15 protein-coding genes are annotated in these 18,829 nt (G+C 57.1%); 4 read left to right on the plus strand and 11 right to left on the minus strand.

The features are described from left to right. Positions 1-48 precede the first annotated feature (48 nt). Complete coding sequence (gene tkt, locus RMR16_RS15590; protein WP_320199593.1) at positions 49-2,097, minus strand: transketolase; 2,049 nt, start codon at positions 2,095-2,097, stop codon at positions 49-51. A 228-nt stretch (positions 2,098-2,325) separates the two neighbouring features. On the opposite strand from tkt, the gene RMR16_RS15595 reads away from it, so the two are divergent. Genes RMR16_RS15595 through RMR16_RS15610 form a run of 4 tightly spaced genes read left to right on the plus strand, consistent with a single transcriptional unit; the run spans position 2,326 to position 7,916 of the window. Continuing rightward, on the plus strand, positions 2,326-4,740 hold the full coding sequence (locus RMR16_RS15595) for a glucan 1,4-alpha-glucosidase (protein ID WP_320199594.1): 2,415 nt from the start codon (positions 2,326-2,328) through the stop codon (positions 4,738-4,740). Positions 4,741-4,779: 39 nt separating this feature from the next. Next, positions 4,780-5,796: a phosphogluconate dehydrogenase (NAD(+)-dependent, decarboxylating) gene (gene gnd, locus RMR16_RS15600; protein ID WP_320199595.1), complete on the plus strand. Its 1,017-nt coding sequence runs from the start codon at positions 4,780-4,782 to the stop codon at positions 5,794-5,796. A 27-nt stretch (positions 5,797-5,823) separates the two neighbouring features. Further along, positions 5,824-7,200 carry a glucose-6-phosphate dehydrogenase gene (gene zwf / locus RMR16_RS15605; protein ID WP_320199596.1) on the plus strand — a complete coding sequence of 459 codons (1,377 nt, stop codon included), beginning with the start codon at positions 5,824-5,826 and terminating at the stop codon, positions 7,198-7,200. A gap of 17 nt (positions 7,201-7,217) precedes the next feature. Further along, a complete protein-coding gene (locus RMR16_RS15610; protein ID WP_320199597.1) occupies positions 7,218-7,916 on the plus strand; it encodes an ROK family protein in 699 nt (232 codons plus the stop codon). Here the strand turns inward: RMR16_RS15610 and RMR16_RS15615 are convergent. The 10 genes from RMR16_RS15615 to rutA form a co-directional block, all read right to left on the minus strand. Next, complete coding sequence (locus tag RMR16_RS15615) at positions 7,903-8,961, minus strand: ABC transporter ATP-binding protein (protein WP_320199598.1); 1,059 nt, start codon at positions 8,959-8,961, stop codon at positions 7,903-7,905. The two genes, RMR16_RS15610 and RMR16_RS15615, sit on opposite strands and share 14 nt — an antisense overlap. Beyond that, positions 8,958-10,526, minus strand: a complete 1,569-nt coding sequence (locus RMR16_RS15620) for an ABC transporter permease (RefSeq protein WP_320199599.1) — start codon at positions 10,524-10,526, stop codon at positions 8,958-8,960. Before RMR16_RS15620 ends, RMR16_RS15615 begins: the two co-directional genes overlap by 4 nt. Positions 10,527-10,591: 65 nt before the next feature. Continuing rightward, positions 10,592-11,575, minus strand: a complete 984-nt coding sequence (locus RMR16_RS15625) for an iron ABC transporter substrate-binding protein (protein ID WP_320199848.1) — start codon at positions 11,573-11,575, stop codon at positions 10,592-10,594. A gap of 214 nt (positions 11,576-11,789) precedes the next feature. Continuing rightward, positions 11,790-12,434 carry a response regulator transcription factor gene (locus RMR16_RS15630; protein ID WP_320199600.1) on the minus strand — a complete coding sequence of 215 codons (645 nt, stop codon included), beginning with the start codon at positions 12,432-12,434 and terminating at the stop codon, positions 11,790-11,792. Continuing rightward, positions 12,431-13,822, minus strand: a complete 1,392-nt coding sequence (locus tag RMR16_RS15635; RefSeq protein WP_320199601.1) for a sensor histidine kinase — start codon at positions 13,820-13,822, stop codon at positions 12,431-12,433. Before RMR16_RS15635 ends, RMR16_RS15630 begins: the two co-directional genes overlap by 4 nt. Positions 13,823-13,911: 89 nt before the next feature. After that, complete coding sequence (locus tag RMR16_RS15640; RefSeq protein ID WP_320199602.1) at positions 13,912-14,490, minus strand: peroxidase-related enzyme; 579 nt, start codon at positions 14,488-14,490, stop codon at positions 13,912-13,914. Between the two features lies 1 nt (position 14,491). Continuing rightward, positions 14,492-14,998 carry a CMD domain-containing protein gene (locus tag RMR16_RS15645; RefSeq protein WP_320199603.1) on the minus strand — a complete coding sequence of 169 codons (507 nt, stop codon included), beginning with the start codon at positions 14,996-14,998 and terminating at the stop codon, positions 14,492-14,494. 242 nt (positions 14,999-15,240) lie between these two features. After that, positions 15,241-15,867, minus strand: a complete 627-nt coding sequence (locus RMR16_RS15650) for an isochorismatase family protein (protein ID WP_320199604.1) — start codon at positions 15,865-15,867, stop codon at positions 15,241-15,243. Between the two features lie 41 nt (positions 15,868-15,908). Beyond that, positions 15,909-17,465: an amidase gene (locus RMR16_RS15655; protein WP_320199605.1), complete on the minus strand. Its 1,557-nt coding sequence runs from the start codon at positions 17,463-17,465 to the stop codon at positions 15,909-15,911. 1 nt (position 17,466) lies between these two features. Next, positions 17,467-18,549 (minus strand): pyrimidine utilization protein A, encoded by a 1,083-nt coding sequence (rutA, locus tag RMR16_RS15660; RefSeq protein ID WP_320199606.1) that lies wholly within the window; start codon positions 18,547-18,549, stop codon positions 17,467-17,469. Between the last annotated feature and the right edge of the window lie 280 nt (positions 18,550-18,829).

The raw sequence follows: 18,829 nt of genomic DNA on the forward strand, positions 1-18,829 counted from the left end.
TGGTTTGGTTTTCCTAACGGCAGAATAGGCCATGCATTCCATGTCAAACTAGCGGGTTTCCAGCTGTTGAATCACCTCACGCGCGGCACGCACAACAGCATCGGTGGTAATGTCGAACTTCTTATAGACATCGTCTATTTTGCCAGATGCACCGAACCGGTGCATCCCGACAAACCGACCATCCAGACCGATATAACGATCCCAGGAATCCTGCACGGCGGCTTCTACTGCCACACGCGCCCGCGTTTCGCCAACAACGGAGCGCTGATATGCGGCGTCCTGTTTTTCGAAGAGCAGCCTGCAAGGCATGGACACCACGGCCGTCGGCACCCCATCACGCTGGAGAATATCTCGTGCCTTGACGGCAAGTTGCAATTCCGAGCCAGAGGCGAAAATCGTCAGTTGGCGCTCGCCACCCTCGGCATCCAGCAGGACATATCCGCCCTTGGCTGAGAGATTTTCTGTGCCCGGTTCGCGTCTCACCAGCGGCATGGGTTGACGAGACAGGGCAATCAGCGCCGCTTGATGTGGCGCGTCCAGAATGCTTTCCCAGCACTCTGCCGTTTCGATGGAATCGCCGGGGCGATAAACGGCAAGCTGGGGTATGGCACGCAGCGCGCTGAGATGCTCGATTGGCTGGTGGGTCGGGCCATCCTCACCAAGACCGATGGAATCGTGGGTCATCACGAAAATGGTGCGGATCTCCATCATCGCCGCCAGCCGGATCGATGGGCGGCAATAATCGGAAAACGTCAGGAACGTGCCACCGTAAGGAACGAGACCGCCATGCAGCGCAATGCCGTTCATGATGGCCGCCATACCGTGTTCACGCACGCCGTAATGGACATAAGAGCCGGAAAACTGGCCCGGCACGATATCGGTCTGGTTCTTCGCTTTAGTATTGTTGGATGGTGTCAGATCGGCGGAACCGCCCAGCATTTCCGGCACGGCATCAAACAGATGATTCAGTACTACGCCGCTTGCCTGACGCGTGGCGATATCCTTTTCGCTTTGCAGAAGTTCTGCCTTCGCACGCGTGATGGCATCATGCCAACCGGCTGGAAGCTCACCCTTCACACGACGCTTGAAATCCTCCCCCGTTGCACCTGTGGTCTGTGCCAGCCGCTCTTCCCATGCCAACCGCTTGGATTGACCCTTCGCGCCGATCTTGCGCCAGTCGTCGAGAAGCTGTGAGGGAATTTCAAACGGAGGTGATGACCAGTTCAGCAGCCGACGTGCGCCAGCGATTTCTTCCTCGCCGGGCGCGTCGCTATGGGCTTTTTGCGTACCGGCTCTGGTGGGAAAACCGAAGCCGATAATCGTGCGGCAGGAAATCAGCGATGGTTTGTCGGTCACGTTCCTGGCTTCGATGATCGCCGCCCGAATGGCATCCGTGTCATGGCCGTCGATTTCAATGACATGCCAGTGGGACGCGCGGAAACGGGCTGTCTGATCATCCGATTCCGAAAGGCTGGTGGCACCGTCGATGGAAATCGAGTTGTTGTCGAAGAATGCGATCAGCTTTCCGAGTTTGCGGTGCCCGGCAAAGGATATGGCCTCCTGACTTATGCCTTCCATCAGGCACCCGTCGCCTAAGAAGACATAGGTGTAATGATCGACGAGATCATCATTGAAAGAAGCATTCATAATTCTTTCGGCAAAAGCAAAGCCGACCGAGTTCGCGACCCCCTGCCCCAACGGTCCTGTCGTGGTCTCGATACCCGTTGCGTGGTGATATTCCGGGTGGCCAGCGGTGCGGCTTTCAATCTGCCGAAAACGCTTGATTTCATCCAGAGTCATGTCCTTATATCCGGTCAGATACAGCAAGCTATAAAGCAGCATTGAGCCATGACCGTTTGAAATGATGAAGCGGTCCCGGTCAAACCAGTGAGGGTCTTGCGGATCAAACGTCATGAATTCCGAAAACAGCACCGTTGCAATATCTGCCATGCCCATGGGCATACCGGGATGGCCGCTTTGGGCTTGCTGAACGGCATCCATCGATAAAAACCGGATGCAATTGGCCAGCTCGCGCAAATGGGGATCACGCGGCGGTGGTACTGATTTTGGGGGTGAAACGGTCGACTGATCCTGCATGTGAATGCTCCTCGAACTGACCCGCGATTGCGACGCCAAGGATAATAAGGGGATTTACGGCCCGAAGTTCCAACACTTCGGCGTGTGCCCGACACGTGACTGCTGAATTCTGAAAGCAAAGACTTGCGTTCGCCACAATGAATGAACACATCGATATGGAATTGCTACAGAAGTTTCGTTGTTGCTTTTTGCCGTTTGTAACATGACGGCAGACAACCGGAGAGCAGAATGGCAGATGCAGAGGCGTCCTATCCGCGTGGAATACCCGCTCGCTGGACATCAAGCGCCAAAAGTGGTGTCGGCACCGCCCGCACATCGGCAAGCAGCGTCTGGTTCACTCTCAGCCACGGCATTCTGAACGAAATATATTACCCCCGACTGGACCGTGCCTGCACTCGCGATTTCGGGCTGATCGTGACCGGGCCGGGTGGCTATTTCTCCGAAGAAAAACGTCATGCCGAACATCAGATCGAGCCGTTCGACACGGGTGTTCCTGCCTACCGCATGGTCAACACCGCGCTGGACGGAACCTACCGGATCGACAAGCGCATATTGACAGACCCCGTCCGCCCCAGCGTATTGCAGGACATCACCTTCACGCCCCTGGCGGGTCTTGATGGCGATTACCGCGTCTATGCACTGCTGGCGCCGCATCTTTTTAATTGCGGCATGGGAAACACCGCGTGGATCGGCGATTACAAGGGACGGCAGATGCTGTTCGCGACCGGTCGCGACGGCGTTTCTTTGGCATTGGCGTCCTCCCTGCCGTGGCTGTCTTGCTCAGCCGGATATGTCGGTGTCTCCGATGGCTGGCGCCAGCTCTCGACGGACGGCGTCCTCGATCCGGCCTTCGTGCGAGCGGAAGACGGTAACGTATCTTTGGCCGGGCAGATCGGATTTTCGGCGCAGCAGCCCAATGCCTGCCTTTCACTAGGCTTTGGAGAAGATTGGCAGGAGGCAGGCTATAACGCGCTTGCCAGTCTTTTGACCGGCTTCGATGCGGCAGCGGCAACCTATGTTTCCGCTTGGAAAGGCTGGCAGCAAGACCTGCACCCGCTTGACCGGGTTGCTGCGAGCGGCCTGAACATCTATCGCATCAGCACTGCCGTTCTTGCCACACATCGCTCCGCCGCTTTTCCCGGCCCCGTCGTTGCCAGCCTTTCCATCCCTTGGGGATCAGACAAGGGCGATGACGAACTGGGGGGATATCACCTCGTCTGGCCACGCGACCTTGTCGAAACGGCAGGCGGGTTTCTGGCCGCAGGTGCCAGCGACGATGCGCTTGAAATCCTCTCCTACCTGCGCACCATTCAGGAGGACGATGGACACTGGCCGCAAAATGCATGGCTGGACGGAACGCCCTATTGGGATGGCATACAGATGGACGAGTGCGGATTTCCCATCCTGCTTGCCGATCTGTTGCGCCGAGAGAATAAACTGACACCCGATGCGCTGTTGTCCTTTCTGCCGATGATAGAGCGCGCGGCAACCTATCTCGTCCGCAATGGCCCCGTGACCGGCGAAGACAGGTGGGAGGAGGATGCGGGGTATTCGCCTTTCACGCTGGCCGTTGAGATCGCCGCGCTGCTTGCTGCAGCTGATATTCTTGATGTTTGCAGCAAACCTGCGATGGCAGATTATCTGCGAGAGATCGCAGATTGCTGGAATGAGCAGATCGAACGCTGGACATATGTTCGCGGCAGCCACCCCGCATTCTCCTTGGGTGTCGATGGCTATTATGTCCGCATCGCGCCGCCGGATATAGCCGAAGCGTCTTGCGCTTCACTTGGCTACGTTCCCATCAAGAACCGGCCTCCGGACGACACCGACAGGCCAGCCGAGATGATTGTCAGTCCCGATGCACTTGCCCTTGTGCGGTTCGGGCTACGCGCGCCGGATGATCCCCGCATTGTCGACACGGTCAAGATCATCGATGCACATTTGCGATGCGAATTGCCGCAAGGCCCGGTCTGGTATCGCTACACCGACGATGGTTATGGCGAACATGACAATGGCGACCCGTTCGACGGCACCGGAAGAGGACGGCCCTGGCCGTTGCTGGTCGGTGAACGCGCCCATTACGAACTGGCCGCGGGGCGCAAAGATTTTGCCAAAAGCCTGTTAGCCACATTCGAAGCCTGCGCCGGAAAAGGCGGCCTTTTACCGGAGCAGGTCTGGGACAGAGATGATCTGCCGGAACAGGAGCTTCTGCGAGGCGGCCCGACGGGAAGCGCCATGCCGCTCGTCTGGGCGCATTCGGAATACATCAAACTTCTGCGTTCATTGCGCGATGGCTCCGTGTTCGACATGCCACCGCAGGGGCGGCACAGATATATCGATGCCAAAACCGGTTCGACGCTGCGGATATGGCGCTTCAACAACAAAATCCGCTCCATTCAGGCTGGCAAGCTGCTGAGGCTGGAATTGCTGGCGCCCGCAAAGGTCCACTGGACCGTCGATGGCTGGGTGACACGTCACGACGGGGACACGAGCGTCAACGGCTTCGGCATCCATCTACTGGATTTGCCAGTCGCCTCGTTGCAACCGGGACAGACGATTACCTTCACACTCTTTTGGCCGGAGGCCGGGAACTGGGAAAATGTCGACTTCTCTGTTTCCGTCAGCCCGACAGACGCACTTTAGAATTCCGGCAATCATCCGCTTCACCAGAAGGAAAAGCACATGCAGATTGGAATGATGGGACTGGGCAGGATGGGGGCCAACATGGTCCGTCGTCTTTTGAAGGGCGGCCATGAGTGCGTCGTCTACGACATCAACCCCGCAAGCGTAAATGCTCTTGTTTCAGAGGGCGCAATCGGTGCGACCTCGATGGAGGATTTCGTTGCCAAGCTACAGAAACCGGCCTGCGCCTGGCTGATGCTTCCGGCTGCGATCACCGGCGAAAATGTCGATAAGGTCGCGGCACTGATGGCGGCTGGGGACATCATCATCGATGGCGGCAATTCCTATTATCATGACGACGTGGACAAGGCCGAACAGCTTCGCGCCCAAGGCATCGATTACATCGATGTCGGCACCAGCGGCGGCGTCTGGGGTCTGGACCGTGGTTATTGCCTGATGATCGGTGGACCGAATGAAGCGGTGCGCCATCTCGATCCTATTTTTGCAACCCTTGCACCGGGCAATACCGAGGAAGCACCCGCAACCAGTGAAGGCTTGCGCACTGCGCATCTGGGGTATCTGCATTGCGGCCCGACCGGGTCCGGGCATTTCGTCAAAATGGTTCATAACGGCATCGAATACGGCATGATGGCCGCTTATGCCGAGGGCATGAACATTCTGAAGGCCGCGAATGCGGGCAACAAGACGCGTGACATCGACGCAGAAACCAGCCCGCTGCCAACGCCACAATATTACAAGTTCGATATCGATATGGCGGCGGTATCAGAGGTATGGCGGCATGGCAGCGTCATCAGCTCATGGCTTTTAGACCTGACGGCAGATGCCCTGAAACAAGACCCGGAACTGGCGGCTTATGGTGGCCGGGTTTCCGATTCCGGCGAGGGTCGCTGGACGCTGAAGGCGGCCATCGATACCGGCGTGCCCACGCCTGTTTTGTCGTCGGCACTGTTTCAGCGGTTCAATTCGCAAGGGGAGTCCCTTTATGCGGACAAGCTGCTATCGGCCATGCGGTTTGCGTTTGGCGGTCATCATGAAAAACCCAAATCCGGTGCCTGACCGGGATCGATATCAAGGATGCACTCCATGACCGAAACAAGATCCGATACGCTGGTGCTGTTCGGTGCCACCGGCGACCTCGCCTATAAAAAGATATTCCCGGCCCTTTACGCGCTTGTGGCACGGGGAATGTTGAACGAACCGGTCATCGGCATCGCCTTCGAGGACTGGGATGTCAGCCAGTTGCAGGCCCGCGCCCGCGAAGGCATCACCAAGGCCATCGGCACTGTTGACGAAGAGGTGTTTGCAAAGCTTGCCGGATTGCTGCGCTATGTCAGCGGCGATTACCGCACACAATCGACCTTCGACAAGCTGAAAGACGTGATCGGCCCCGGCCACCACCCGCTCTATTATCTGGCCGTGCCACCCAGCATGTTCGAGCCGGTGGTGCAGGGGCTGGAACAATCCGGCGGCGCAACCGGTGCACGGGTGATGGTGGAAAAACCGTTCGGGCGCGATTTGCAATCGGCACGCTGGCTCAATCGTGTTCTTCACATGGTGTTCGAAGAAAAGTCGATTTTCCGTATCGACCACTATCTCGGCAAGGAAGCGATCCAGAACCTGTTGTATTTCCGCTTCGCGAACTCGTTTCTGGAGCCGGTGTGGAACCGCGATCATGTCGAAAGCATCCAGATCACCATGGCCGAGGACTTTGGCGTGCAAGGGCGCGGCAAGTTCTATGACGAAGTCGGCTGCATCCGCGATGTCATCCAGAACCACCTTTTGAACATCATGCTGCTTCTGGCGATGGAGCCTCCCTCCGGACGCTCGGCAGACGACCTGATTGATGAAAAAGTGCAAGTGTTGAAGGCCATCCGCACGCTGACGAAGGATGATGTGGTGCGCGGGCAGTTCGATGGTTATCTTGCTGAGCCCGGCGTCCAGCCCGCCTCGACGGTGGAGACCTTCGCAGCGGTCCGGTTTTTTGTGGACACGTGGCGCTGGAAGGATGTGCCGTTTTTCATCCGCGCTGGCAAAAACCTGCCGGTTCACATGACGGAAGTTGTCGTTCGCCTGAAACCGCCGCCGCTCAACGTGTTCGATGATATCAGGCCGGAAGATGCCAACTACATCCGTTTTCGAATTGCACCGGAGGTTTCGGTGGCCATTGGCGCGCGGCGCAAAGCGGCAGGCGATGAAATGGTTGGCGAGCAGATCGAACTTTACGCCGTGGATGATGACAAGGGCGATATGGAACCCTATGAGCGCCTGATCAGCGATGCAATGAACGGCAACGGCCAGCTTTTCACCCGGCAGGATGCCAGCGAAATCGCTTGGCGCATCGTGGCTCCGGTGCTGGACGACAAATCCGCCCCGCATGTCTATCAGGCAGGCACATGGGGACCAACCGAAGCCATGGCAACGTTTGGCCCACCAAACGGCTGGATCGGCCCCAGCAAATGACAGACCCGGATGAACCGATGACCCATCAGCCCGTTGCGCATAATCAAAACACTGTATTGAGCATCGATATCGGCGGCTCGCATGTGAAAATCCTGACCAACACCACTGGCGCTACGCCGCTCAGGGTCGATTCCGGGCCGACGATGACGGCGGACCAAATGGTCGATGCCGTGAAGACACTCTCGAAAGACATTGATTATGATGTGGTTTCGATGGGTTATCCCGGCCCGGTTCATGCAAACGCCGTGTTACAGGAGCCAGCCCATCTGGGAAAAGGCTGGGTCGGCCATGATTTTGCGGCCAGCTTCGACAAACCGGTCAAACTCGTCAACGATGCGCTGATGCAGGCGATCGGCAGTTATGAGGGTGGGCGAATGCTGTTCCTGGGGCTGGGAACAGGACTTGGCGCGGCCATGGTCCTTGAGAACGTCGCTCATCCGCTGGAACTCGCACATCTGCCCTATAAAAAAGGCGGCAGCTTCGAGGATTACGTCGGTGAAAACGGGCTTGGGAAGCGTGGCAAGAAAAAGTGGCGCGCCAGCGTTTTCGACACGATTGAAAGACTGCGCGCCGCAATGCTTCCAGACTACATCGTCATTGGCGGTGGTAATGTCGACAAGCTGGATGAGTTGCCGAAGGAGTGCAGGCGCGGCGATAATCTCCACGCGTTTGAAGGCGGCTTCCGGCTTTGGCAGGGCAAATTTATTGTTCGTTAGAGCCAGTCGTGCCCTTGAAGACATGCACCGTTCCAATGACTTTAATCGACACCTGATCGCCGCACTGAAGTGTTTCATGAGAGGGGACATTCACGTTGAAAGACGCCCCTCCACCATTGAGGGTGATCCTGGCCGTGAAGGCTGGGCCGCAGAAGCTCATGTCTTCGATCGTTCCAGACGCTAGACTTTCGTTGGCAACTCCCGTCACCGTGATCTGTTCTGGTCGGATCATGATCTGCGCTTTGCCGTGATACTCACGGTCATCGACGGGCAACCGACCGATCCGGATATCGGCATAACCGCCTGAAATCTCTGCGGGTAGAATAATTGCCTCGCCCAAGAAGTTGGCCGTCGCGGGGTCCACCGGGCGTGCATAAAGCTCTTGAGGCGAGCCGACCTGCGCAAAGGTGCCGTTTCGCATCACGACGAGCTGTTCGGCAAAAGCAAAGGCTTCTGCCTGATCATGCGTAACGAGGATGGTTGGAATACCTGCGGCAGACAGCACTTCTGTCACAGCCTTTCGGGTTGCGACCCGCAAGCCGGTGTCGAGCGCCGAAAACGGTTCATCGAGCAGCATCAAACGCGGCTTTCTCGCCAATGCACGTGCCAGCGCCACGCGTTGCTGCTGGCCACCGGAAAGCTGGTCGGGCTTGCGTGACAGCATGGCGCGGTTAAGCCCGACCATGTCCATCAGCTCGGCAGCCTTGCCGTGTCTGACCGCCCGTTCGGCATTGACCCCAAAGGCGATATTGTCTGCGACCGAGAGATGCGGAAACAGGCAACCATCCTGCGCCACGATGCCGATATTACGGCGATGGGCTGGAACCGGATGACCGTCACCGGCAATCACCTCACCACCGAGTGTTATCGTTCCTGAATCCGGGACGTCGAAACCGGCGACAAGCCGAAGCAGCGTGGTCTTTCCACAGCCAGATGGACCAACGATGGCCGTGCGGCTGCCTGCCTCGACTGAAAGATCGATGTTGTCCAGCGCGACCACTGAACCATAGGATTTGCGGATGGCATGAAGTTTCAGAAATGTCATCGACCGGAAATCTTTCTGGATTGGTTATGCAGCAGAAATGTCATCGGCAGCGAAAAGAGCACCATCAGCAAGGCATAGGGTGCTGCCCCTGCATAATCGATTTCATTGGTCATAGCCCAAAATGCCATGGCAAGCGTGCGGGTGCCGTTCGGTGCCAGCATTTGCGCGGCTGTCAGCTCGTTCATGATGCCGAGGGCAGCAAGCGACGCGCCTGCCGCAGCACCCGGCGCTGCAAGCCGCACCGTGGTGGACCAGAGCGCGCGCGCCGGTGAACGGCCAAGGCTTGCCGCCGCCTGCTCCAGTTCGACCGGCACCTTCGCTATTCCTGCACGAAGGCTGACGAGCGCACGAGGCAAAAACATGACGACATAGGCAAGAACGATGGTGGTCACGGTTTGATAAAACGGCAAAATAACCCGGACTGTCACGGTTACCAGCGCCAGCGCAACAACCACGCCCGGCATGGAGCTTGCCAGATAGTAACATTTCTCCAGCAGACCAGAGGCCCGTGTCGGGCGGCGCACGGAAAGCCAAGCAATCGGCACGGCAGCAGCCGTGACGACAATGCCGCCGATGAGGCAAATCTCCATGGTCTGCCAGAGTGCCAGACCGATTGTTCCGACCTTCCACACTCCGGCACCGCCTGCGATGAGCCAATGCCCAAGGGTGAGCGCCGGAACGCCGAGTGAGAAAGCGGAAACGGTTATGAAAAGGGCGAAAGCCGGATATTTCCATCGGCCCAGTGGAACGGTCCGGTTGCGGGCGGCAACGCCCGAACCGACGCGGGCATTGCGGCCTTTGCCGCGCAGTCTGGCCTCAAGAAACAGAAGCAAAATGCAGCAGAAGACGAGGACGACCGCCAGCATGTTTGCCGCAGCACCGCTATAGGTCGACTGGAACTGATCCATGATCGCAGTCGTAAACGTATCAAAGCGGATCATGGCGTAAAGCCCGTATTCCGCCAGCAAGTGGAGGCCAACCAGAAGCGCCCCTCCGCAGATTGCCAGACGCAGTTGCGGCAGCACGACACGGCGAAACACCGCAAAGCGGTTCAGCCCCAACGATTCCGCGCAGTCTTCAAGCGCTGGGTCCAGCAATCTGGTTGCTGCCGATACGGGCAAGTAGACAAAGGGGAAATAGGCTACGACCGATATTGCGATACCGGCGGGAAGCCCGTTGAAACTCGGCCACAGACCAACCCAGGCATAAGAATGCACAAAGGCAGGCACAGCCAGCGGCGCAATCGCCAGCCAGGACCACAGCCGGGCAGCGGGAAGATCGGTGCGTTCCGTCAACCAAGCCAGCGTCACGGACAATATGATGCAGATGGGGACGGTGAAGAGGATGAGCAGGACCGTATTGACCATCAGATCGCCGACGCGGGCGCGGAAGATCAAGTGCGAAGCCGCCTCCCAACCGGTTTCGATACCGGCCCAGACCACAAAGCAAAACGGCAGAAGCGCCAGAAACGCAACGACGATTGCGATCAGGATCGTCCATGGCACATCGACCGCCAGACGAGGTCTGGAGATGGAAAGATGACCGGTTTCTACGACAGATTTCATCCGCGCCTCGAAATCGAAAAATCACCGCAGGCAGGCTGCGATGATTTTTGTCTGACAGTCATGATTTAGAGCAGGCCAGCCGCCGTCATCAGGTCGGTGACTTTTGCGTTATTGAGCGTCGAAGGCTCAACCTTTGGCGCCTGAAGATCAGCAATTGGCACCAGCGCCTTGTTGGAGGCTTCACCCTTGCCGATGGCATATTCGAAGGAATCGCCTTCACGCAGGATCGTCTGGCCACCCTTGCCGGTGACCCACTTCAGGAAGGCCTGAGCCTGTTCCTTGTGCTTGGAAGACGCGAGAACGCCACCGCCAGAGGTCGAGAGGAAGGCGCCTGGATCCTGATTTTTAAAATAATGCAGAGCAACGTTCTTGCTGTTTTCACCCGTCTTCGCCTGATCGCCGAAATAGTAGTAGTGATAAATCACAGCGCCTTCGACTTCACCGGCGTTAACGGCCTTCATGGCTGTCGAGTTACCGCGATAGGCCTTGAAGTTTTCCTTCATGCCCTTCAGCCATGTGGAGGCTTCCGCTTCACCCTTCAGTTGCACCAGCGCGCCAATAATGGCCTGGAAGTCCGCACCGGTTGGAGATGCAGCCCAGCGGCCCTTCCATTCAGGCTTCGCAAGATCAAGCAGCGACTTCGGCAACTTGTCTTCTGTCAGCTTTGTCTTGTCATAAGCAAAAACGGTTGAGCGGGCAGCAATGCCGACCCAATGACCGTTGGCCGGGCGGAACTGCTCAGGAACCTGATCGAGTGTTTCCTTGGCAACTGGCTCGAAGAGGCCTTTACTATCAACCAGCGCCACGGCCGGGGAATTTTCCGTCAGGAACGCATCAGCCGGAGAATTGGCACCTTCCTGTACGATCTGGTTGGCAAACTCCATATCGCTGCCTTTGCGCAGCGTGACCTTGATGCCGGTTTCTTTTGTGAACGCTTCTGCCCAGGCAATGCCCAGCCCTTCGTGTTGCGCGTTATAGACCACAATGCCGTCGGCGTCCTGCGCATGCGCTGCACCCGAAAGGCACGTCGCGGCAAGGGCAGCAGCCATCAAAAGATGTTTTCCAGATACTTTAGTCACGTCATTCTCCCGATCAAAACAGGCCGCTATCGACCATATTTTCCGTGCAATTTGAGCATCCGAACGCGCGAGTGAAACCCGCTTAAAACTATTCGGATAAACTCCACTTATACCCGTGAGCGTGTTCGAGCCATGGGGACTAAAGGCCCTATCGGGAGAAGGGCCGAGAGGTGATTATCGCGTCTCACTTTTTTAATCGCGCTTCGCGCAGATAGATGGCGGCTTCGGTTCTGTTGCGCAGTTTCAGCTTCTGAAGGATGCGGGTCATGTTGTGCTTGATGGTCTTTTCCTGAAGGTTAAGCAGCCGGGCAACTTCCTTATTACTGTTGCCTGCGGCCACAAGTTCAAGAATCTGCTCCTCACGAGGCGTGAGGTTGGCAAGGGCGCGCGCCTGATGTTTGACGGTTTCCATCCCCGCCATACCATCTCGCGTTGAGGCCGACGCGCTACACCCATCACCGGCTGCAACGCCGGAAATGACGTTCACAAGTTCGGATACGCCGACGCCTTTGAGAACATAACCTTTCGCTCCCTCCGCAAGAGCTTGGGCAATATCGGAATCATGTTCGGAAGCGGTCAGCACAATGACCGAGGCCGCAGCATCCCGCCGCAAAATGACGCGCAATGCTGAGTGTCCGCCGCCGGGCATGGAAAGATCCAGCAGCACGATATCCGGGCGGTGCTGGTCGAACAGTGAAATCGCATCGGCGGCACTGGCACCTTCGCCAACGATTTGAAAACCCGGCTCGTCTTCCAGACTGCGCGACAACCCGCTTCGAAAGATCGGATGATCGTCTACAATAACGATCCTGACCACATCCGGCCTCATGACGTGGTGCCCCCTGGCAGGGTCATGATGATCGATGTGCCCGATCCGACCGCAGAGACAATCTCCAGCCGCCCGCCCAATCCCGCGACGCGCTCCTCAAGGCCAGCCAGACCAAGGCCGTCCTCGTCGTCACGCCGAACAAAACCAATGCCGTTATCCCGAACGCTGATAGTGATGTCGCCACTCTTGTCGGCTGCGGAGACAGCGATCTCGTCGGCCTGCGCATGCCGGGTGGCGTTGCTCAAGGTTTCCTGTAGGAAACGATATAGGCAGATTTTGATTGCCTGAGACGTCACCTGCAACGGATCGATATCGACGTGTATCGACCGCCCCGAATGCTTTTCATGGGTCGCAATCACCCGGCGAACCACATCGTCCCCGGAAAGTCCCTCAAGCTCTGGCAAGGTCAGCCCGCGGCAAATGCCCCTGATCTCCTTTACCGCTTCATCGATGGAATGCTGCACCATGGCTTCGTCATCATCTCTTGCCCGCCCGGTGCGGATGGCCTCCAGCCGCAATGCGGCAAACCCAAGAAGCTGGGCCGGCCCATCGTGAAGCTCCGCAGAAATCCTGCGCAGATAACGTTCGTTCAGCGCCGCAGTGCGCTGGGTTGCCTGATCGATGCGCCGCCGCAGACCTTTGTTCACCTCTAGCATCCGCGACAATTCTGTTACCTGCGCATGGAGCGCGTGTTTCTGTTCTTCGATCAAATGGCTGCCTTTTGCAACGATGCCGAACAGCAAAACCAGCATTCCCGCCGTTACGCTGGCCACCACCAGCCAGCTCTCGTGGCGTACATTATCCAGTTCAGCCATCAGATCGGCTGAGCGCTCATAAAACTCCGCGACCGCGATGACCTTGCCGGACACCGCATCGCGAATGGGACTGTGGATTTCCAGCAATATCTGGCCGCTACGTTTTTCTTCTTCATGTTCTTCGCCTTCCAGATTGTCGAAAGCGGCATGAACAGTGCCGTTAAATGCGGTGGACAGCCCGATTGATCCTTCAAACCTTTTGCCGATCAGGCCCGGCTCGCTGCTGAAAACGATGGTGTTATCTCTTCCCCAAATCTTGAAGGAAAACAGCTCACCTCTCAATGGCCCCTGATTGAGCGTATCGAGGATTTTCTGTTGCGTGTTTTCGCTGAGCGATGAGCCATTCGCCAGGTCCTGCGTGAGTGGCGAAACAATACCCGCGACATAGAGCGCCGTACCGCTCGCCATGTTCCTGACGGCAGCATCCTCAATTTTCGATGTCACCCAAAGGCCGATCAAGAGCATACCAAGCAGCAGAACGATCGTGCCAGCAAAGGCAAACTGCCATGCCAGCGTAGGTCGACGGCCAGCCAGACGGATAATCTGACGCCCAGCAAAAGATCTCGTCGTCATTCTGAACCCTCAGCACGCATCATCGACTGTTTGTTCCAGAACCACACCGAATACAAGTCCGCCCTTATCGCATGAAGAAAGACAGACACTCAATCCTTTCGATGCGGTTCTCCGAGCGTGTGCATCAAGCGGTTCGCCCATCCGAAAATCGACACGGAATGGATGAGGTCGAGAATTTCCAGATCATCCAGACCGTTCTCGCGCAGATGATAGAACTGATAAACACCCACATTGTCCGGGTGCGCGGTCAGATTGACGCCAAAATTAAACAGCGCCTGTTCCAAGTCCGGCAAATCCGCGTCGAGACCGTTCTCGTAAATCTCATCAACGACGTCAGGCCGTTTTTCGAGTTGAATGTAGCGATTGGCGTGAACGGCGGCGCAATAGATGCATTTATTGACGAAAGAAGCCGCCAAAGCCCCGATTTCGCGGCCGCCACGTGACAATCCGCCCTCGCTATACATGATATCGTTGAACAGCGGGGTACGCTCAGTGAGGATTTCAGCATCATTGGCAAGCATCAGCATATAAGCCGAAACCTTGGTGTTTGATGGCGTCACATTCAGCGCGGTCCGTTGCGCGGGCGTGGCTTGGTCGAGATCGATCGGCTTGACATAGGGCTGCCAGATGAGGGCATCGAGGGTGAATTCGTGTACGGCTCGCGACATTTCAGTTGTCTCTCAGCATCTTGAGACCTGCCACGACCAGCACCTGATAATTCACGAAAGCGATGATGCCCGCCAGCGTGACGATATCGCCATCATCAAGGCCTGCGGCTTCAAGCTTTTCGATATTGGCGCGTGTCGCTTCCCTCGGTGACAGCGTTACCAGATCCACATGCGCCAAGATCGCGGCAAGGCGTTTATCGCTCTCATCAGGCGTAAAGGCGGCATCGGCGACAGAATGAAGGTCGGTTGCCGATCCAGCCTTCGCCAAAAGGTTCAGATAATGGGCGCGAAGTTCCGTCGCTTTCCATAATCCGGCCATGCGTGCGGCAAGTGCTGCCCGCAGGTCATGGGAAAAATGACGCGGCTCAACGGGATGGATCGCCGCACCGTAACTGGTCTGGGTCAGATATTTCATCTTCGCCCGTTGTTCACGCAGCTTTAGAATATGCGGAAACTTCTCCAGCTCAAGAACGGCATCGATCACATCGATCGTGGAGTGAAGTGTCATGGAATCTCCTCAAGCCTCGGACAGTGCTTCATCAAGGAAGCTCAGCCGGCCCTGCCTCAATAAAGATCGTCGCTATAAACCCATGCGGGTGTGCCAATGGTGCTCAATATCCGAACGAACAAGGATGAAGCAATGGATACGGAAGGCAAAGCGGAACATGCTGTTTGGTGATGGTTTTGTCGAACGTGATGGACAATGCCAACATGTGACGCTTGCCATGCAATGAGGGCTTCAGCGCGCGCTCATAGCCGGTCGATAAATTCGAGAATCTCGGCTTCAGAGACTACGTCGGCATATTTGGCATTCATGTCGAAAAGATTGGCCTCATGCGGCGCCGGGTGGCGGTCGCCGCAGGCGTCGCGGACGACGGTTGTGATAAACCCGTGTGACATGGCATCGACGCAGGACGCGCGAACGCATCCGCTGGTCGTCAGGCCGGTGAGAATGACGTTATCGACACCCATCGAGGTCAACAGAGGGGCAAGCGATGTACCAAAAAAAGCGCTTGGATATTGTTTTGTCACCACAAACTCATCCGGAAAGGGACTGAGCCCTTTTGGCCATGCGCCAAGGGGATTTCCGGCAGTAAAGCAGGCAAGCGGCTTGGCCTTCTGGAAAAACCTGCCGCCATCCAGGCCGCTTGGATGCAGGACAACGCCGGTCAGGATGACGGGGAGCTTTTTTTCGCGGGCGGCAGAACGGATTCTGAGAGCACTTTCAAGTGCAGCATCGACCCCAGAATACAGCGGGCTGTGCTTTTCGAAATAGGCCTGAACAAAATCGACCAGCACCAAAGCAGGTTTTTGGCCGAAACCGATGCGGTTGTTATAGGCCTTGGCATAGTTGGCGTTCAGGTCGGCATCTGTCATGGATCGCTTCCTTTCTGGCACGTCTGACCGGACTGGTGATGTTATGATGCCAATCCCGGCGGTGTCAGACGATGGAATTCGGTCACGCGCTGGAATGCTGCACCCAGTCGCAGGCACAGAGCATCGGCCTGCGGACGTCCGATGATCTGGATGCCGGTCGGCAAACCGAAACGGCCAAGACCCGCGGGCAGCATCAAAGCTGGCAGACCTGTGACATCGAAAATCATGGTGTTGCGAGAGATCAGCGTCTGAAAGGAATGACTCTCGCCGTTAACGTCAACGGTCAAGCTGTCGAGGCTGCCAGCCTCGCCACCGACGCCCGGCGTGACGACCAGATCCACATCCGCCATGGCACCCATGAAGCCCGTTTGCGCCTCTGCGCGCAGCTGCAACGCGCGTGCATAGTCCACCGCTGAAAAAGCAAGGCCATTCCTCAGCCGATGCAACAAAGCTGCATCGAAAAGCTCGGCACGATCTAGCCGCGCCGAATGCAGGGTTGCCAGCTCACTCTGAAGGATAATCCAACCGGCCTCATGCCAGAGAGAGATATCGATTGTCGGGAGAGGAAACAGTGTGCAGCCCACCGCCTCAAATGTCTTGAGCGCACTCTCCCAATTGGCAAGCACCGCATCGTCGACCATTTCGGTGAACCAATTCACCGGCACACCGATACGCAGACCATCAAGGCCACCACCCGCAAGAACAGCGGCGCATTGCGCGGCAAGTTCTGGCTCAGTGTGTACCGTCATGAACGGCAGGACACGAGCAATGTCCCTTGCTGAACGCGCCATAGGGCCAATATGGTCAAGCGTCCATGACAACGAAGCGACACCGGATCGAGACACACGCTCGCGGCTGGGTTTCAGACCCGTCGTGCCGCACCAGCAGGAGGGAACACGGATCGATCCGCCTGTGTCCGTGCCAAGAGCCAGCGGCATCAATCGTGCAGCCAGACCCGCACCAGAGCCAGTGGACGAGCCACCGGTCCAGCGACTTTTATCCCATGGATTGGTGACGGTGCCAAAGCGTGGATTGTGCGGAGAACCCGTCGCAAATTCCGTGGTGGCTGTCATGACAAAGGGAATAGCGCCGGCAGCACGCAGACCGGCCACGGACATGGCATCCGCTGGTGCGACCCGGTCTCCGGTAAAATGCGAGCCGGAGGTAACGACCGCGCCTGCAACATCGATGATATCCTTGACACCGAACGGTATGCCTTCCAATGGCCGCGCCGAACCATTGCGCCAGCGTTCTCCACTTTCGCGGGCAGCACTTTCCGCACCCGGCACGAAACGAAGCACGGCCTCGCCACCAGCAGCGCTTGAGTGAATAGCAGCCGTCAACTCGCTCAAAACATTTTCAGGTGACAAGTGCCCCCCGGCATAAGCCGACAGGAGCGTATCGACGCCAGCGCTTCGTGACTGCATATCGACAAAAATGGGTTCGACTGGCGCGCTTTTCAGCACGCCAGATGATGCCCCCACGCTGCGATAGGCGCGATCCGCCAGGCCTGGATCAACGAGTGTCAGAGGATCGAACACATCGCCTGCTTCAACAAGCGGTCCACTGGCAGACACGGCGGGCGGCATCTGGTTCATCTTATTCAGCCGCGATCTGGCTGATCGTGCGCGATGACATCAACGGCTGGATGCGTTCGCCGAACTGGTCGAGACCGATCAAGAAGTCGTCGAAGGTCAGCATGATCCCCTTCGTGCCGGGAACGCTGCCTGCTTCATCCAGCATCCGGGCAACATTGGCATATGACCCGACCAGAGTGCCCATGTTGAAGTTGACCGCGCCTTCCGGCAGGTTGATGTGCCTGGCGGTGGAGTTGCTGTCGGCACTTGCATCCTTGCTGCCCTGATCGGCCATCCAAGCCAAGGCGTCGACATCGGCACCGGCGCGGTAGCTTTCCCATTTGGCCTTCGCAAGTTCGTCCGTCTCGTCAGCAATCACCATAAACAGCACATAGGCGCCAACATCGCGGCCAGTCTTGGCAGCCGCTTCGATCAGCTTGGTATTGGTCGGTGCATAGGCTTTGGGCGTGTTGATGCCAGCCCCCATGACGAAGTTGTAATCAGCATATTCGGCAGCAAACTCCATACCCCGGGGACTTTGCCCGGCGGCAACGATTTCGATCTTGTTTTGGGGTGTTGGCTTCATCATGCAATCCTTCATGGTGAAGTGCTTGCCTTCGAAGGTGCATTCGCCGTTGGCCCACAGCTCTTTCATGATGTGGACATATTCGGTCGAGTAGTCGTAACGGTAGCCGAAATAGTCATTTCCGGGCCACATGCCCATCTGGTCGTATTCGGCCATTTGCCAGCCGGACACGATGTTGACGCCGAAGCGACCGGGCGCAACACTGTCGATTGTCGCGGCCATGCGGGCGACAATGGCGGGCGGAAGGGTCAGAACCGCCGTCGAGGCGAAAAGCTTGATCCGCTCCGTCACCGCAGCCAAGCTGGCCATCAGAGTGAAGCTTTCCAGATTGTAGTCCCAGAATTCCGCTTTGCCGCCGAAGCCGCGCAGCTTGATCATCGACAGCGCAAATTCGAGGCCATATTTCTCTGCTTTCTGCACGACCTGCTTGTTGAGTTCGAAGCTTGGCATGTATTGCGGCGAGGCTGTCGAGATCAGCCAGCCATTGTTTCCGATGGGAATGAAAACACCGATATCCATGTGGTTCCCCTTTTTTATCTGGTGGACATGCAAGGCAGTATGTACGAACTAATGCAAAAATATTTGAGCCTGTCCAGCCAAAAATGACGCAATTTTAGTCGCGCCTATTTCTTGTTCATTCGGTTATTTTGCGCGCAGAAAAACGGTGCCTCCGAATTCGCCAAACGACGAATGACAAGGCAGGCCGCCAATCAGATGAGCAATAATGCAGCCGAGCAGGCGCGCGCGTGCGACGCCGTCAGATCAACGAACAAAGACGCCGGCGGACGAACGGTGCGGT

The organism is Agrobacterium sp. rho-13.3 (assembly GCF_033957765.2).
Classification (GTDB): Bacteria; Pseudomonadota; Alphaproteobacteria; order Rhizobiales; family Rhizobiaceae; genus Agrobacterium.

What these genes read in the sequence shown, in the direction of transcription:
- tkt (WP_320199593.1), bottom strand. Translation starts at nt 2,097, where the DNA reads ATGCAGGATCAGTCGACCGTTTCACCCCCAAAATCAGTACCACCGCCG.
- RMR16_RS15595 (WP_320199594.1), top strand. Translation starts at nt 2,326, where the DNA reads ATGGCAGATGCAGAGGCGTCCTATCCGCGTGGAATACCCGCTCGCTGG.
- gnd (WP_320199595.1), top strand. Translation starts at nt 4,780, where the DNA reads ATGCAGATTGGAATGATGGGACTGGGCAGGATGGGGGCCAACATGGTC.
- zwf (WP_320199596.1), top strand. Translation starts at nt 5,824, where the DNA reads ATGACCGAAACAAGATCCGATACGCTGGTGCTGTTCGGTGCCACCGGC.
- RMR16_RS15610 (WP_320199597.1), top strand. Translation starts at nt 7,218, where the DNA reads ATGACCCATCAGCCCGTTGCGCATAATCAAAACACTGTATTGAGCATC.
- RMR16_RS15615 (WP_320199598.1), bottom strand. Translation starts at nt 8,961, where the DNA reads ATGACATTTCTGAAACTTCATGCCATCCGCAAATCCTATGGTTCAGTG.
- RMR16_RS15620 (WP_320199599.1), bottom strand. Translation starts at nt 10,526, where the DNA reads ATGAAATCTGTCGTAGAAACCGGTCATCTTTCCATCTCCAGACCTCGT.
- RMR16_RS15625 (WP_320199848.1), bottom strand. Translation starts at nt 11,575, where the DNA reads ATGGCTGCTGCCCTTGCCGCGACGTGCCTTTCGGGTGCAGCGCATGCG.
- RMR16_RS15630 (WP_320199600.1), bottom strand. Translation starts at nt 12,434, where the DNA reads ATGAGGCCGGATGTGGTCAGGATCGTTATTGTAGACGATCATCCGATC.
- RMR16_RS15635 (WP_320199601.1), bottom strand. Translation starts at nt 13,822, where the DNA reads ATGACGACGAGATCTTTTGCTGGGCGTCAGATTATCCGTCTGGCTGGC.
- RMR16_RS15640 (WP_320199602.1), bottom strand. Translation starts at nt 14,490, where the DNA reads ATGTCGCGAGCCGTACACGAATTCACCCTCGATGCCCTCATCTGGCAG.
- RMR16_RS15645 (WP_320199603.1), bottom strand. Translation starts at nt 14,998, where the DNA reads ATGACACTTCACTCCACGATCGATGTGATCGATGCCGTTCTTGAGCTG.
- RMR16_RS15650 (WP_320199604.1), bottom strand. Translation starts at nt 15,867, where the DNA reads ATGACAGATGCCGACCTGAACGCCAACTATGCCAAGGCCTATAACAAC.
- RMR16_RS15655 (WP_320199605.1), bottom strand. Translation starts at nt 17,465, where the DNA reads ATGAACCAGATGCCGCCCGCCGTGTCTGCCAGTGGACCGCTTGTTGAA.
- rutA (WP_320199606.1), bottom strand. Translation starts at nt 18,549, where the DNA reads ATGGATATCGGTGTTTTCATTCCCATCGGAAACAATGGCTGGCTGATC.